General features: G+C 59.2%; 10 protein-coding genes. 6 read left to right on the top strand and 4 right to left on the bottom strand.

What is annotated here, in order from left to right; all coding sequences use genetic code 11:
* Positions 1-27: 27 nt before the first annotated feature.
* The 6 genes from AC3WN7_RS20035 to AC3WN7_RS20060 all read left to right on the top strand — a co-directional run bounded on the left by AC3WN7_RS20035 (position 28) and on the right by AC3WN7_RS20060 (position 11,661).
* Entirely contained in the window at positions 28-2,748 is a 2,721-nt protein-coding gene (locus AC3WN7_RS20035) for a LuxR C-terminal-related transcriptional regulator (protein ID WP_102674734.1), read from the top strand.
* Positions 2,749-3,016: 268 nt separating this feature from the next.
* Positions 3,017-4,576 carry an acyl-CoA synthetase gene (locus AC3WN7_RS20040; protein ID WP_102674735.1) on the top strand — a complete coding sequence of 520 codons (1,560 nt, stop codon included), beginning with the start codon at positions 3,017-3,019 and terminating at the stop codon, positions 4,574-4,576.
* Positions 4,577-5,015: 439 nt separating this feature from the next.
* Positions 5,016-6,830, top strand: a complete 1,815-nt coding sequence (locus AC3WN7_RS20045) for a DUF1302 domain-containing protein (RefSeq protein ID WP_256585695.1) — start codon at positions 5,016-5,018, stop codon at positions 6,828-6,830.
* Positions 6,831-6,843: 13 nt separating this feature from the next.
* The gene (locus AC3WN7_RS20050; RefSeq protein WP_102674736.1) at positions 6,844-8,202 is read left to right on the top strand and encodes a DUF1329 domain-containing protein; all 1,359 of its coding nucleotides are present in this window, start codon (positions 6,844-6,846) and stop codon (positions 8,200-8,202) included.
* 68 nt (positions 8,203-8,270) lie between these two features.
* Complete coding sequence (locus AC3WN7_RS20055) at positions 8,271-9,227, top strand: WD40/YVTN/BNR-like repeat-containing protein (RefSeq protein WP_102674737.1); 957 nt, start codon at positions 8,271-8,273, stop codon at positions 9,225-9,227.
* A 7-nt stretch (positions 9,228-9,234) separates the two neighbouring features.
* Entirely contained in the window at positions 9,235-11,661 is a 2,427-nt protein-coding gene (locus tag AC3WN7_RS20060; RefSeq protein ID WP_095967143.1) for an efflux RND transporter permease subunit, read from the top strand.
* Positions 11,662-12,268: 607 nt separating this feature from the next.
* Here AC3WN7_RS20060 and AC3WN7_RS20065 read toward each other — a convergent pair.
* Genes AC3WN7_RS20065 through AC3WN7_RS20080 form a run of 4 tightly spaced genes read right to left on the bottom strand, consistent with a single transcriptional unit; the run spans position 12,269 to position 15,323 of the window.
* On the bottom strand, positions 12,269-13,033 hold the full coding sequence (locus tag AC3WN7_RS20065; protein ID WP_095967142.1) for an ABC transporter ATP-binding protein: 765 nt from the start codon (positions 13,031-13,033) through the stop codon (positions 12,269-12,271).
* Between the two features lie 16 nt (positions 13,034-13,049).
* Entirely contained in the window at positions 13,050-13,760 is a 711-nt protein-coding gene (locus AC3WN7_RS20070; RefSeq protein WP_007994172.1) for an ABC transporter permease, read from the bottom strand.
* On the bottom strand, positions 13,757-14,485 hold the full coding sequence (locus tag AC3WN7_RS20075) for an ABC transporter permease (RefSeq protein ID WP_095967141.1): 729 nt from the start codon (positions 14,483-14,485) through the stop codon (positions 13,757-13,759). The genes AC3WN7_RS20070 and AC3WN7_RS20075 overlap by 4 nt, the downstream gene beginning before the upstream one ends.
* Positions 14,486-14,540: 55 nt before the next feature.
* The gene (locus AC3WN7_RS20080) at positions 14,541-15,323 is read right to left on the bottom strand and encodes a transporter substrate-binding domain-containing protein (protein WP_102674738.1); all 783 of its coding nucleotides are present in this window, start codon (positions 15,321-15,323) and stop codon (positions 14,541-14,543) included.
* Positions 15,324-15,901 lie beyond the last annotated feature (578 nt).

A 15,901-nucleotide genomic window follows, 5' to 3' on the forward strand; every position in this document is an offset into this window, starting at 1 on the left:
TGAGCAGTTCATTGGTTCGTTAGCCTTATGAAATCCTCCAACACGATACTCATCCGCACCAAATGGTCGCCGCCCCGAATCGATCCCCGGTCGCTGCCGCGCGAGCGTCTGCTGGAACTGATCGAGGCAGGGCGCGAGCGCAAGTTGACCTTGATCCTGGGACCTGCGGGCAGTGGCAAGAGCACGCTGGCGGCGCAATGGCGCCAGCGCTTGATCGGTGCGGGGCTGGACGTCGCCTGGTTCAACCTGGGTGCCGACGACGAGACGCTCTGGGCGGCGTATCTGGTCGCCAGTCTGGGGGCCGCGGGCCTGGCTGTCGGCGACGACATCATTGGCCTGAGCGAGCGCACTGACCAGCGTTCGCTGGAGGTGTTGCTGTCACTGCTGGTCAACGCGCTCTACGAGCATCCTCGATCCATTTATCTGTTCCTCGAAGACCTGCATTTCCTCTCTGCGCAGCCGGCATTGGCGATGATCCAGCGCCTGATCGATCTGGCACCGGACAATTTCCATCTGGTGATTACCACACGCCAGCGTCCGGCGCTCAATCTGTTGGCGATCGGCATCAAGGGGCAGTTGACCCAGATTGATTTTGCCGACTTGCGCCTGACGGCCGAGGAGCAGTTCAGTCTGCTTGAACTCAATGGTCTCGAAAAGCTGTCCGGCGAGCAGCAACAACGTCTGTATGAGCTGACGGACGGTTGGGCCGCGGGCCTGCAGATCGGAGTCCTGTCACTTCGCCACAGCGGTAACTTTGAACAGAGCCTGCGAGCCTGTGGCGGCATGGTCATGGCGATCGATGAATCAGGTCTCGATGCCTACCTGGATGACTGCATCAGTCGTGTGCTTTCTGCCGGGCAAATCGCTGCCATGGTCCAGGTTTCGACCTGCCGACGATTCAATCGCGAGCTGTGCGTTGCATTGACGGGCAGCCCGGAGAACGCGGCGGTGCTTGACATATTGCTCGAGCAGAACCTGTTCCTGTTGCCGATCGACCTCGAGGGTCGCCTGCAGTGGTTCCGTTTCCACCAGATGTTTTCCGGGTATCTGCAACGGCGCCGCAATGAGCTGCCGGTTGTGGAGGTGATTCGGGTCAATCATGCCGCCAGCCAATGGTTTGCTGACCACGGTTTGTACGTCGAGGCGATTCGTCATGCTCAGGCAGCCCAGGACCTTGAGGGCAGCGTGCAGTTGCTGGCACGGGCGGCGAGGTCGCTGATCGGTGACGCGCATTTTGCACAATTGCTGCAGTTGGCCGACGAGTTGCCGCGTGAAGCCTGGTCCAAGCAGATTGACCTGCTCCTGGCGGTTGCCTGGGCAGAACTCACCTGCAATCGCATGGAGAGATTCGAGCTCACACTCGCCTCGATCGAAGCTCACCCGGAAGTCAGCCGGCCGGAAATAGACACTGAATTGCAATTGCTGAGGGCCATGTACCTTCTCAGGAGGGACGATACGACAGCTGTACTGGCGCTGCTCGAGCCCTTGATGGCACAGCCGCCCAGCCAGCGCCACTTTCACCTGCTGATGCTCTATACCCTTGGCGGCGTGGCATTGCTCAAGGCGGGTCGAACAGTGTTTGTACGGGATCTGGTCTACAGCACGCGAGGTCTGCTCCGGCGCGCGCAAGGCCCTCGGGCCCGGCCGTTTTTCGATGCGCTGTGTGGCCTCAGTTTTTTTGTCCAGGGCGATATGAACCAGGCCCGGCGCGATCTCGAAGGTGTCCTGGTGCAAGTGACGCGCAACGAGTCACTGGCGCAGGATGTCGCCATCTTCATCAAGTCTACCCTGGCCTTGACCTGCTATCACTTGAACAGCCTGGAAGCCGCCGGGGATTACGTTGAAGGCTGCTTCGGGGTCGCCGAGGTCCTGGGGACCTCTGACTGCATTTTGTATACCTACCTTGCCCAGGCGCATTTGCAGTGTGCTGCGGGCAGGCTGGAGGCGGCCCACGCCACCCTCGATCGATTGGGCGAGATCGCCGAAAGCATTGGCCTTGATCGCCTGCAGGCGTGGCGTTTTGCCGAGCAGATACGTATCGCCTGCCATCAGCACGATCTGGCCCGTGCGCGCGAGGCGTTTCGCAGATTGCGCGCGCTGGCCATGCCTTATCAGGGCAAGCGCGGTTGTGCCTGGGCGGAGATCCCCCTGGCCTGTGCAATGGCACACACGGCCTTGGCCCTGGCCGAAGGCGACTATCGATGCGCGGTCGAAGTAGGAGAAAGCTGGGCACTGGTCTGTCAGGAGTGGGGGCAGTTACAACCAGCTACCGTGCTGCGAATTCGTGTCGCTATTGCCAGGACAGCGCTCCATGAACCACAAGAGGCCCAGCGCCACATGTCCACGGCACTGCGCAATGCCTGCGAATACGGGATGTTCCGGGTGTTTCTTGATGAAGGAGCGGCGGGGCTGCGCCTGCTGCAATCGCTCAGTGTCGATGCGCTGACAGCGCTGGAGCGTGACTACATTCAACACTGTCTGATGCACGGCGCCGACTCGCAGAGTCTCTCGAGCGGGACAGGTGAGGGTGGTCGGGCGCCTGCGCCTGGCAGCGATATCCTCTCGCCCCGTGAGCTTGAAGTGGTCGAACATCTGGCCCGTGGACTGTCAACCAAGAGCATCGCCAAGGCCCTCGATCTTTCGCCTGGAACCATCAAGTGGCACCTGAAGAATATCTTCGGCAAGTTGGGTGCCTTTTCTCGCGAGGATGCAGTGAGCAAGGCACGGCAAGTCGGCTTGCTTAACTAACGCAGCATCGCCTTGGCACCCTCGCAAAAGTCCAGGTATTGAACCGGCGAACCGCGCCACCACCCCTCCCTAGATGGGAGGGTTACCAGCATTCACCTTCGAGTAGGGTGCCGGGTAACGGTGGTGAAACCGTGCATGCAGGGTTCATGTGAGCGCAGATGGCTCCAGACCTGCAATGCTCCTGCACCCACGCTGTGAGCGCCCGGCATTGCCGTCTCCTGCCGTCAAGGCACGGACAATAACAATAGCTGCAACTTCAGGAGAGACCATGTACTTCACTCAGCCCTTGCACCGTAATCTACAGTGCGCGCCCGAGCGATTAATGACGATCTACGGCGATCGCAGTCGCACTCTGCAGCAGTTTGTCGAGCGTGTTGCGAGACTGGCCGGAGCGTTGCGTGAGCTTGGCGTACAGAGTGGCGATTGCGTCGCCATGCTGGGTTTGAACTCTGATCGTTACCTCGAATATTGCTTCGCCGTGCCCTGGGCCGATGCCGTTCTCAATCTTTGCAACACACGCTGGAGTGCGGAGGAGAACGCTTATGCCCTGACCGATTCGCAAACCTCGGTACTGTTGGTTGACGAGACCTTCAAGGACATTGGTCTGCGGTTATCCAGGCAGGTTCCTTCGTTGCGTCATGTCATCTACGTCGGTGACGGCACCACGCCGGATGCGATGCTGGATTACGAAACGCTGATTGCCCAGGCCTCGCCCATGGAGGATGCCCGCCGTGGCGGCGATTCACTCCTTGGTGTGTTCTATACCGGCGGCACCACGGGTTTTCCCAAGGGCGTGATGATCAGTCATACGGCCTTCTGGAGCAGCCAGATTGCGCTGGATGTCGAGGGCCTGGTACCGCCTGATTCGGTCATGCTGCGCGCAGCACCGATGTTCCATCTTGCGGACATGTCCACCGGTTATGTCGGTGTGCTCGAAGGCGCGACGCACGTCATACTGCCGGCGTTCCAGCCGGCCGAAGCGATGGCGGCGATTCAGCGTCACGGCATTCAGGTGGCCATGCTGGTGCCGACCATGATTCAGTTGTTGATCAATCATCCCGAGGTGGGCAATTACGACCTGTCCTCCTTGCAGCACCTGGTGTATGGCGCTTCGCCCATTCAGGAGCAGACGCTGTGGAGCCTGCAGGCCATGCTGCCGCAACTGCAGCTGTTCCAGGCTTATGGCCAGACGGAGATGTCGCCCATTGTTTCGCTGCTCGGCCCGGCTCAGCACACCGCGGCGGCCGCCGCTGCCGGCATGCTGCGCTCCTGTGGTCGTGCCACCCGGGCGGTGGAAGTCAAGATCGTCGACGACGATGGCTGTGAGGTGCCACGTGGCAGCATCGGTGAAATCGTCGTTCGGGGTCCGAATGCAATGAGCGGGTACCTGAACAAACCCGAGCAAACCCTGGCGGCTCTGCCTGGCGATGGCTGGTTGCGTACGGGGGACGGGGCCAGGATGGACGAAAATGGCTACATCTTCATTGTCGACCGCCTCAAGGACATGATCGTCACCGGTGGCGAAAACGTGTTCTCGGCGGAGGTCGAGAATGCCTTGTGCAGCCACCCGGATATCGCCATGTGCGCGGTGATCGGGATCCCTAGCGAGCAATGGGGCGAGGCGGTGCATGCCGTGGTGGTACTCAAGCCTGGCGCCGAACCGAATGGCGAAGAATTGATCGCCCATTGCAAGCGTCAGATCGCTGGCTACAAGGCGCCGAAAAGCGTGGAGTTCCGTGCTGCGTTACCGCTGTCGGGCGCTGGCAAGGTGCTCAAGAGTGAACTGCGTGAACCGTTCTGGCAGGGCAGTTCACGGCGTGTTGGTTGAGCGATCCATCTCCGGGTGCAATCGACCATGGATGACTTGAGCTGGCCACTGCCAAGTCATTGATGAGCTCTTGTGGACGGGCTTTGCGCCCCGGTTGTTTCTCCCTTCCTGCTTGATTCGCCCCGGCTGTTGTGCGCAACAGCCGGCAGCGGCGTGCGCCTGCATTCCCCATTCGCCAGTGCGGTGTGACTCCCTTTCCTGTCTCCCTCCCAACCCCCTCCCATCTCGGGAGGGTTAAGCGCTGCGCAGTCAATGTTTACTTGTCCGGCCAGTCTCTGGCGGCCGGGTGGTTGGGGAGGGAGGTTTTTTCACAGGGAATCCAAGAGCCAAAGAGTGGTGGGTTGAACCGTAGCGTCGGGATTATTTAGGAATGTGAACAATGATAAGAATAAGTTCGCCACAAACAGGCTTTGTCCGGCATCAGCTTGGTCAGGCAGTCGTGCTTGGAATTCTCGGAGTGGGCGCCGGCAATGCCCAGGCATTCAATTTTGATACCGAGAGCGGTTGGTCGGGGAGCCTCGACACCACACTTTCCGTTGGTAGCAGCTGGCGCGCCGAAGGGCGTGATAACGAGTTGTACAGTCGACTCGACGGACAGGTGATCGGCAAGACCGACGGCCTGGGCGGTTCCAATACCGATGGCGGCAACCTCAACTACGATCGCGGCGACCGGTTTTCTACCATCGGCAAGTTCCTCACCGAACTGAACCTGCACAACGGCGACATGGGCGGCATGCTGCGCGTGAAGGGCTGGTACGACCAGGCGCTGGAAGACGAAGACGTGCACTTTGGCAACCAGGCCAATGGTTACCAGAAAAAGCCATTGTCCGATAACGGCTTTGACGACCTGCAAAGGAACAAAGGCGTTTACCTGCTCGACGCCTACGTCTACGACACCTACCACCTGGACGATCACCCGCTGCAGGTGCGCCTGGGTCGCCAGGTGCTGAACTGGGGCGAGAGCATCTTTGTTCAGGGGCTCAACCAGATCAACCCGATCGACGTTCCTTCACTGCGCCGTCCGGGCACCGAGGTCAAGGAAGCGTTGCTGCCGGTGTGGATGATTTCCAGCAGCTTCGGCTTGAGTGACGGGCTGTCGCTGGATGCGTTCTACCAGTTCAAGTGGGAGCCTACTGCCGTTGAGGGCTGTGGCAACTACTGGTCGACCACCGAAACCATCATTTCGACTCATCCGGGTGGTTGCACCATGGCCACGTCGCTGCCTAACGTCAGCAACCCGGTCGGCTTTCGCAATGGCATGAACGTCCCACTGAGCACTGGCGATGAAGCCCGGGATTCGGGGCAATGGGGGGTGGCGCTGCACTATCTGGTCGAATCGATCGACACGGAGCTTGGTGCCTACGCCATGACCATCCACTCGCGTACGCCAATCATTTCCGCCCAAAGCGGCGATTGGGGCCGAATTCCCGCCGGGGCGCGAGCACCCTTCCTCAACCCGGTGCAGGTCCATGAAAATCTGCCGTTCGGTGCGACCTCGACGACTGCCTTCTGGGAGTATCCCGAAGACATCCACCTGTATGGCCTGAGCGCCGCCACCACGCTGGCCAGTTGGTCGGTCGGTGCGGAACTGAGCTACTCGCCAAACACGCCGGTACAACGTAACGGCAACGACCTGCTTGCCGCCGCTGCCCAAGGGGTGGGGCCGCAAGGTGCGGGCGCGCGAGCCGCTGGCCCGAATGCCTATATCACCGGGTATGACCGCTTCGACAAAACCCAGCTGCAGATCAACGGCATCAACCTGTTCCCCAACGTTCTGGGCGCATCGAGCCTGCAGGTGGCCGGTGAAGTGGCCTTCCAGTGGAACGACATCCCTCAGGGTGACAGCGACATTCGTTACGGTCGCGGTTTCATCTTTGGCCCGGGTTCGGCGCCCAGCTATGGCGGGAACCTCTGCGGCACTGCGACCAACCCGCAACCCGACGGCTGCAAGAACGACGGTTACATCACCGACTTCGCCTGGGGCTACAGATTGCGAGGGCAACTGGAGTACCCGGACCTGTTGGGCGTAGGCGTCAGCACTTACCCGAGTTTGTTTCTGGGGCAGGACGTGGAAGGGGTTTCGATGGACGGTCAGTTCAACGAAGGCCGGTTTACCGTCGGTGCCGGCGTTCGTTTCGACTACCTGAAGGCCCACAGCCTGGAGTTCAACTATGTGACGTACAACAACGACGCCAAGTACGACCCGTTGCGTGACCGGGACTACTACTCGATGAATTACAGCTACAAGTTCTGATGAGGAACAAGGCATGAAAACAATAAAGACTTGCCACACCCCGCGTGCCCTGGCTATTGCCATCGCACTGTTGCTTGGCGGGAACGACGCTTTCGCCAAATTGACCGACGCAGAGGCTGCGCGCCTTGGTAACGACCTCACTCCGGTTGGCGCCGAGAAGGCCGGCAATGCCGATGGCAGCATTCCAGCCTGGCAGGGCGGCCTGACGGCTCCTCCGGCAGGCTGGAGTCCGGAGAAGGGCTACGTTGATCCGTTCCCGCAAGACAAGCCGCAGATGGTGATCACCGCGGCCAATGCCGATCAATACAAAGACAAGCTGTCGCCCGGCACCCTGGCTTTGTTGAAGAAGTATGACAACTTCAAGATGCCGATCTACCAGACCCGGCGCACCGCCGCACTGCCGGCTGAAGTCACCGCCAAAGCCAAGACTCAGTCCACTCAGGTCGAGTTGCAGGGTTTCGGTCTGAGCAACCTCAATGGCTCGAACATACCGTTCCCGATCCCGAAGAACGGTCAGGAAGCAATCTGGAACCACTTGGTTCGCTACTTGGGCGGTGGCTTCGAGCGGACCTATCACTGGTTCCCGGTACGTAGCAGCGGCGAGTTCTACAAGGTCGGTTTCCGCGAGAACCGCGTGTTCGACCAGAACATGGATCGCAGTATGGACAACCACCTGTTTTCCTTCCTGGGCTACTTCCTCGAACCGGCCACGTTGCAGGGCACGGTCTACCTGGTGCGCGAACCGGTGGACCAGGTCAAGGAAGCGCGCTCGGCCTGGATCTACAACGCCGGTGCCCGTCGTGTGCGCCGCGCGCCGGACCTGGCGTATGACAACGTCAGCGATGGCACCGAGAGCATGCGGGTGACCGACCAGTACGACGGCTATAACGGCGCGCCCGACCGCTATGACTGGAAACTGGTCGGCAAGCAGGAAATTTATGTTCCGTACAACGACTACAAGCTGTCCGACAAGTCGCTGAAATACGAAAACATCCTGCAAAAAGGCACCGTCAATGCCGACCTGATGCGCTACGAACTCCACCGTACGTGGGTCGTCGAGGGCACGCTCAAGGCCGGGCAGAAGCATATCTACGGCAAGCGCGTGATGTATCTCGACGAGGACAGCTGGACCGTGTTGCTCGAAGACGCCTACGACACTCGCGGCCAGCTATGGCGCATTGGCGTGCACCCGACGATCCAGTTCTACGACGTCGGTGTACCGTGGTACCGCGCCAACATCTTCCATGACCTGAGCAACGGCAACTACATGGTCTCGGGCCTGGACAATGAGGTCAAGCAACCCTGGAAGTTCGGCGTCAAGGGACGTCAGGCCGACTTCCAGCCCGATGCCCTGCGTCGCGCGGGTCACTAAGCCCTCAGGCAGTCTCAAGGCGACCCGATTGCGGGTCGTCTATTACAAATACAAGAGAGGAGCGGCCAATGGCTATTTTGGGCAAGTCCGTTCACAGGGTGTTGTGGGCGGCACTCATCGCGGCATCTGCTGTACATGCCGAGACGCCTGGCTCGATCCAGACCGGGATCAATTCACAGCGAATCATCCTGCTCGATATCCAGCGCGTGGGCAGTCAACTGTTCAGTGCCGGCGAGCGCGGCTGGATCCTGCGTTCCGCGGATGAAGGGCAACATTGGCAGGGCATTCATACGCCAGCCGATCGAACGCTGACCGGGCTTGCGTTCGCCAACGACCGACTGGGCATCGCCGTTGGACATGGCGCGACCCTGTTGCGCACCACCGATGGCGGTCAGCAATGGACAGCCGTAGGGGTGGACGGTATCGGTCATGATTCGCTGTTCGGTGTCACCTACCTGGGCGGCCAGCATTTCGTCGCCTATGGCGCATTCGGTCACTATCTGGAATCCGTCGACGCTGGCTTGAGCTGGAGCAAGAAAACGGTGATGGGGGAGGACTTTGATCGGCACATCGCCAAAGTGCTGAAGGTCGGTTGTGACCTGTTTCTTTTCGGCGAGTCCGGCACCTTGCTGCGCTCGCGTGACCTGGGGCTGAACTGGGACGCGTTGCAATCCCCTTACGAGGGTTCTTTTTTTGGCGGACTGCAGACGCCAAGTGGTGCGCTGTTGGCTTTCGGCATGCGCGGCAATCTGTATCGCTCAAACGATCAGGGAGATACCTGGCAGCTGATTCCCCTGGACGCCAAGGTTGCACTGCAAGGGGGGCAGGTTTTGCCTGACGGGCGTATCGCCCTGGTCGGCAATGCCGGGCTGCTGGCACTGAGTAACGACGATGGCAAAAGCTTTGAGCTGAGTCACACCGCCCGTGGCGGGCTCTCGCAGATCGTTGCGGTGACCGGCGGTGCCCTGGCCGTGGGCGATGCCGGTGTTCAGTCTCTGAGCTTGACGCAAGCGACAGCCAATTGAGGTTTCTATGAGTAAGTACCACGACAATCAGGGGCTCGAGCTTGTGGGCGACGTTCAGGTGCTCGACCGCCACCACTTCTCCCGTAGTCTGGTCGGTCAGGTGTCCTGGTGGATTTTTCACTGGCGTCGCCCGCTTCTGATTTTTTTCATTCTATTGACGCTGCTGTTTACCTTCACCGCCACACGGCTGCGTGTGGAGGCGGGCTTTTCCAAGATGATCCCGCTGCAGCATGAGTACATGCAGTCCTTTCTCAAGTATCAGTCGGTTTTCGGCGGCGCCAACAAAGTATTGCTGGCGTTGAAGAACGAAAAGGGCGAGATCTTCGACCCCGGATTCATGGAGAGCTTGCATCAGGTCACCGAGGAAGTTTTCTACATCAAGGGCGTCGAGCGTAGCTCGGTCACTTCGTTGTTCACCTCCAATGTGCGCTACAACGAGGTGGTAGAAGACGGCTTCAGGGGCGGCAACATTGTTGCGGCCGACTTCTCCGGTACTCCAGAGCAACTGAAGGCGGTGCGCGAAAATGTGCTGAAGTCCGATTGGGTCGGCCGTATCGTCTCCAATGACTTGAGCGCCGCCATGGTGGTGGCGAACTTGCAGGAAGTGGACCCGGAGACCGGCTTGCGCCTGGATCTGCAAGCGGTCAGCCAGTCCCTGGAGGCGATTCGCGCCAAGCACGAAAAAGATGGCGTCAGCGTGCACATCATTGGTTTCGCCAAGTCGACCGGGGATATCGCAGACGGTGCCGCCGGGGTGCTGCTGTTCTTCGCCGTGGCCTTCGTGATCACCGCACTGTTGCTTTATTGGTATTGCGGTTCGCTGATGCTGACGTCCTGGGCATTGGTTTGCGCCATGGTCCCGGTGGTATGGCTACTGGGTCTACTGCCGCTGTTGGGGTTGGCCCTCGACCCCATGTCGATTTTGGTGCCGTTCCTGATTTTCTCCATTGGTGTCTCCCATGCGGTGCAGATGACCAACGCCTGGAAACTGGAGGTGTTGCATGGTCACGACAGCATTACCGCTTCGCGCAATTGCTTCCAGAAACTCTTCATTCCAGGTGCCATGGCGCTGCTGGCCAATGCACTGGGTTTTCTGGTAATCGCCTTCGTGCAGATCGAGATGGTGCGGGAACTGGCCATCACCGCGACCTTGGGGGTCAGCCTGATGATCCTCACCAACAAACTGCTGTTGCCGATCCTGCTGTCTTACATGCGCATTTCGGCCAAGGATGCCGAGCGCCTGCGGGGCAAGGAAACCTCTGGGGACTGGTTGTGGGAGCACCTGGGGGGATTGGCAACCCGCAAGGGCAGTGTGCCGGTCATCCTGATTGCGATGGTTCTGCTCGGCGTCGGCATGTGGCAGGCGGGAAAGTTGAAGGTGGGAGACACGGGGCAGGGTGTCCCGGAGCTGCGTGCCGATTCGCGTTATAACCAGGACGTGGCGATGGTCACCCGTAACTTCGCCATCGGCGTTGACCTGTTGCAGGTGGTGGTTGAGGCAAAGGGCAACGAGTCGCCCTGTGTTGATCGCAACATTCTGGGCAAAGTCGAAGATTTCGAATTCGAGATGAAGCAGACCCCAGGTGTCGGTACGGTGCGAGGGCTGGCGGGCTATGTCGGGCAGATCACCCAGGGCTACGCGGAAACCTTCATCAAATGGCGCACCATTCCCGAGGAGCAGGCGCAAATTGCCCAAGGCGTGGGGTTCGCTACGCGCCTTGGCAATGAACTGATGAACTCCACCTGCAGTGCCATGCCGATCTCGTTGTACACCGAAGATCACCAGGCCTCGACTATCAGCAACATCATCGAACGGATCAAGGCGTTCAAGGTAACCCACGACGGCGATGACCTCCGTTTTCAACTGGCCAGTGGCAATGTCGGGGTAATGGCCGCGACCAATGAGGCGGTCGAGGCGGCGGACAAGTGGGTGAATCTCGCGCTTTTCGGCTCGGTGACCTTACTCTGCCTGCTGAGCTTTCGCTCGCTGCGTATCACCCTGTGCATCATCCTTCCACTGGCGCTGGTCACGGTGCTGTGCAACGGGTTGATGGCATGGCTGGGTATTGGTCTGAAGGTCAACACGCTACCGGTGGTGGCTCTGGGCGTCGGGGTCGGCGTGGATTACGGCATTTACTTGTTCGAGCGGATCAAGCACGAAATGCATTCACGTCATTCGGACCTGCGTCAGGCGTTTGTCGAAGCGCTAAAGCAGCGTGGCACTGCCTCGTTGTTCACCGCCATGACAATGACGGTGTCCGTGTCCACGTGGGTGTTTTCCACCCTCAAGTTCCAGGCCGACATGGGCGTGCTGTTGGCGTTCATGTTCCTGGTCAATGTCTGGGGCGCCATCCTGTTGCTACCGGCACTGGCGGCATGGCTGCTACCGCCGGTGCAGGCTGGCAAGCATCCTGAACAGCCACCCGCAAACTAACTCCATGCAGTACTTTGGCGGCCTTCGGGCCGTCTTTTTTTTGGGTGGAGTCAGGGGGGCTATGCTTGTATCGATACGCTTGGGCATCGGCCAGTTTGCTGCAAAGGAGTGGAGATGTCGCCCCGTAAGAAAAAGCCAGCCAACGTAACAGTCAACAAACTCACCGCCACAATAAATGAACCCGTTTTTCGCTCGCGTAAAGAGCGTATGAGCGCTGGTGAGCGATTGAGATAGAGCCTGCCGTATTCGTTACACGCCGAATGGAAACTGCGCGTAAGCATCATGACCCCAATGAAACGTTGGAAGAGTCAAACCGTTACCGGCAACCCAATCTGGTACCTCTACGCTACGGGCGCATGCTGCGTAGCCCCCTAAATAGACCAGCAACCCTACGGATTGAGAAAACCAGTCAGAAAGCCCTTCGCCACTAAGTCTTTTGACGGGCGCTTGATCCAGTCTCATATGTCCGGAAAGTAAGGCCAAGGCCAGTAATCTGGAGGCCAGGTACATCAGAATGATCACACCGCTGACCATACCTAAGCATCTTCAGCGCACATTTGAGCGGCTGGCCAGTCGCTCAAATGGTGAGTTGTGCCAATAGCGCCCCTTATTTCAGATTGCCGCTGAGGAACTGCTGCAGGCGTTCGCTTTTTGGGTTGCCCAATACGTCCTCGGGCGCCCCCTGTTCTTCGACCCGCCCCTGGTGCAGGAACAGCACCTGGTTCGACACTTTGCGCGCAAAGCTCATTTCGTGGGTCACCATGATCATGGTGCGGCCTTCTTCGGCCAGGCCCTGGATCACTTTGAGCACTTCGCCCACCAGTTCCGGGTCCAGGGCCGAAGTCGGTTCGTCGAACAGCATGATCTCCGGTTCCATGCTCAGGGCACGGGCAATGGCGACCCGCTGTTGCTGGCCACCCGAGAGGAACGCGGGGTATTGGTCGGCCACCCGCGACGGCAGGCCCACCTTGTCCAGGTAGCGCCGGGCGCGTTCCTCTGCATCTTTCTTGCTGACGCCCAGCACCCGGCGTGGGGCCATGGTGATGTTTTCCAGCACCGTCATGTGGCTCCACAGGTTGAAGTGCTGGAACACCATCGCCAGGCGAGTACGGAGGCGTTGCAGTTCATTGGCGTCGGCCACCCGCATGCCGTGGCGGTCATGGACCATTTGAATCGGCTGGTTGTCCAGGCTCATGGCGCCGTCGTCGGGCGTTTCCAGGAAGTTGATGCAGCGCAGAAAGGTGCTCTTGCCCGAACCACTGGCGCCGATCAGGCTGATGACGTCGCCGGTCTTGGCGTTTAGCGAAACGCCCTTGAGGACTTCATGGTTGCCGTAGCTTTTGTGCAGGTTTTCAACGGTCAGTTTGTACATGAACAAGCATCCTGAATTAGTGAGCCGGGCCGAGGAAAGACAACCAGCGGCGTTCTGCCAGGCGGAACAGGCCGACCAGAGAGAAAGTGACGGCCAGGTAGATCAACGCGGCAATGCCGAACGACTGGAAGGTCAGGAAGGTCGCCGAGTTGGCGTCCCGTGCGACTTTCAGGATGTCCGGGATGGTCGCGGTGAAGGCCACGGTGGTCGAGTGCAGCATCAGAATCACTTCGTTGCTGTAGTAAGGCAGCGAACGACGCAGGGCCGATGGCATGATCACATAGGCATACAGCTTCCAGCCGGTCAGGCCGTAAGCCTTGGCGGCCTCGACTTCGCCGTGGTTCATGCTGCGAATGGCCCCGGCGAAGATCTCCGTGGTGTAGGCGCAGGTGTTCAGGGCGAAGGCCAGGATGGTGCAGTTCATTGCATCGCGAAAGAACGCATCCAGTACTGGCTGAGCGCGCACGGCGGCCAGGCTGTAAATGCCGGTGTAGCAAATCAGCAGCTGAATATAGAGTGGCGTACCCCGAAACAGATAGGTGTAGAACTGCACCGGCCAGCGCACCCAGACATTGGTTGAGACCCGGGCAATCGACAGCGGGATCGACATCACGAAGCCGAAGAAGATCGAGGCGCTGAGCAGCCAGAGGGTCATGGCCAGCCCGGTGATGTGATTGCCGTCCTGGAACAGGAACGGTTTCCAGTATTCCTGCAGTAGCTCGATCATCGCACGGCCTCCCGGGTGCCTGCGGCGTAGAAGATTTCCATCCGGCGCAAGACGTAGTTCGAAACGGTGGTTATCACCAGATAGATCAGGGCGGCCAGCAGCAGGAAGAAGAACAGTTGATAGGAGCTCTTGCCCGCGTCCTGAGCCACCTTGACCAGATCAGCCAGGCCAATGATCGACACCAGCGCGGTGGCCTTGAGAATCACCATCCAGTTGTTGCCGATGCCCGGCAGGGCAAAGCGCATCATTTGCGGGAACACCACTAAGCGAAAGCGCTGGGCTCGGGTCAGGCCGTAGGCGGTGGCCGCTTCCATCTGCCCTCGCGGTACGGCGAGGATGGCGCCGCGGAAGGTTTCAGTGAAATACGCCCCGTAGATGAAACCCAGGGTAATGACCCCGGCGCTGAAGGGGTTGATCTCGATGTATTCCCATTCCATGAAATCGGTGAACGAGGTCAGCCAGGTTTGCAGGCTGTAGAAAATCAGCAGCATCAGCACCAGGTCCGGCACTCCGCGGATCAGCGTGGTGTAGGCCTGCGCAGGGACGCGTAGCAGTGCCGATCTTGAAAGCTTGGCACTGGCGCCGATCAGGCCCAGGCCAACGCTTACCAGCAAGCACAGAAAGGATAATTTGACAGTCATCCACGAGCCTTGCAGCAGCAGCGGGCCGAAGCCCTTGAGGCTGAAGCCTGACAGCCCCAGAATCGTCAACAGGTTTTCTAGCATTGGGCAGCCCTACATCAATCAAAAAAGGACCCATCCGCAAATGGGCGCAGGGTCATTATTTGCCGCTGTACAGATTCAGATCGCCAAAGTGCTTCTGTTGGACGGCCGCATAGGTGCCATTCTCGTGCAGGGCCTTGATACCTTTGTTCAGCAAGGCCTGGAGCTCGGCGTTGCCTTTGGTCAGGCCCACGGCGGTTTTGGCTGGCAGTAGCGGGCTTTCGACCGGCTCGCTGACCTGGAAGTCGACGCCTGGTGGCGACTTCAGGAAACCCAGCTCGGCTTGCAGCATGTCCTGGATCGAGGCATCGAGACGTCCGGAGATCAGGTCAGCGTAGACCTGGTCCTGGTTGGCGTACGCCTGGGTTTCTACCCCGGCCTTGTCCAACACCGCCTTGGCGTAGGCTTCCTGGATGGTGCCTTGCTCGTAGCCGACTTTCTTGCCCTTGAGGGAGGCCGGATCGGTGCCGACGGCCGCACCTTTCTTGAATACCAGCGCGGTCGGGCCAGAGAACAGCTCGCTCGAGAAGTCGATGACCTTCTCACGCGCCGGGGTAACGGTCATGGAGGAGATCACGCCGTCGAACTTGTTGGCCTTGAGGCCGGGAATCATGCCGTCGAAGTCGCTTTCGACCCACTTGCACTTGACCTTCAGCTCAGCGCAGATCGCGTTGCCCAAGTCGATATCGAAACCCACCAGGCTGCCATCGGCAGCCTTGGATTCGAACGGCGCATAAGAAGGGTCGACGCCAAAACGCAACTCCTTGTACTCCTTCGCCAGTGCAGAACCGGCAGTCACACACAAAGCCAATGCAGAAAAGGTCAGAAATGTTTTTTTCATTGTTTTTATTCCTAAGGACCAAAATAAGCGCTTGTGGCACATGAGCACGGCTATGGATCTCACTTTGGAAAAAGCAATACCCAACAGCTCGCGCTCTTGGCGAACAAGGAGCTAGTGCACCCGGGGAGAGGAGTCTAGAGGCAATCGTGTACGACAATAAGACGCAGAATGCGTTGATTTGACGAGTTATTGGTCATTATGACGAGCAATAGTGAACATATGACGCTTTGGCTGGTGCCACTGCAGAAAAACCACCCCAATAAAGGCTATGTTGCCGACTAACGAGAAACACCCTCCGAAAAAGGGTCAGAGCGTCCGAAGCAACTCAACCGGCGTACCGGCGTTGCGTAGCCTTCAACAAATTCAGTCCATTTGCCCAACGATTGCTGTTAGCTGGGAGTTGCCCAAAGGCAGACCGTCTGCTTTTGGCCGTTCTCCATCACATACAACAGCGACACGATGGAGTCGGTGGGACAGTGTGCGAGTCAGGATACTTTGCATGAATTCCTTCGTACGACCCGCGCCGGGCAGGTCGCTTGTGGAATGAAGGCGGTTCTACGCCAGGCCAGGTGTGCGGG

The organism is Pseudomonas sp. FW305-70 (assembly GCF_058783925.1).